Origin of the sequence: Cupriavidus sp. SIMBA_020, assembly GCF_046535395.1 — a bacterium.
GTDB lineage: Bacteria > Pseudomonadota > Gammaproteobacteria > Burkholderiales > Burkholderiaceae > Cupriavidus > Cupriavidus campinensis.
Window position 1 is genome coordinate 1 of sequence record NZ_JAWRWU010000500.1, and the last position, 275, is coordinate 275.

The window sequence follows — 275 nt, forward strand, 5'->3', positions numbered from 1 at the left end:
GTCGGAGCTCGGCGCCGACACGATCCGCCGCGCGGCGGCCGTCGCGCCGATCGCCGACCTGCAGATCGAGTACTCATTGCTGTCGCGCGGGATCGAGGCGGACATCCTGTCCGTATGCCGCGAACTCGGGATCGGCGTGACGGCGTACGGCGTGTTGTCGCGCGGGCTGCTCGGCGGCGGCTGGAGCGCGGCACGGCAGGGCGAGCGCGATTTCCGCGCGGCCAGCCCGCGCTTCCAGGGCGAGAACCTCGCGCACAACCTCGCGCTGGTCGACG

Annotated in this window: 1 protein-coding gene; it reads left to right on the forward strand. The window is 73.1% G+C overall.

The annotated features are described in order from the left end of the window. The coding region (locus SB751_RS30230) for an aldo/keto reductase (RefSeq protein WP_410749050.1) at window positions 1-275 on the forward strand (275 nt) is incomplete at both ends.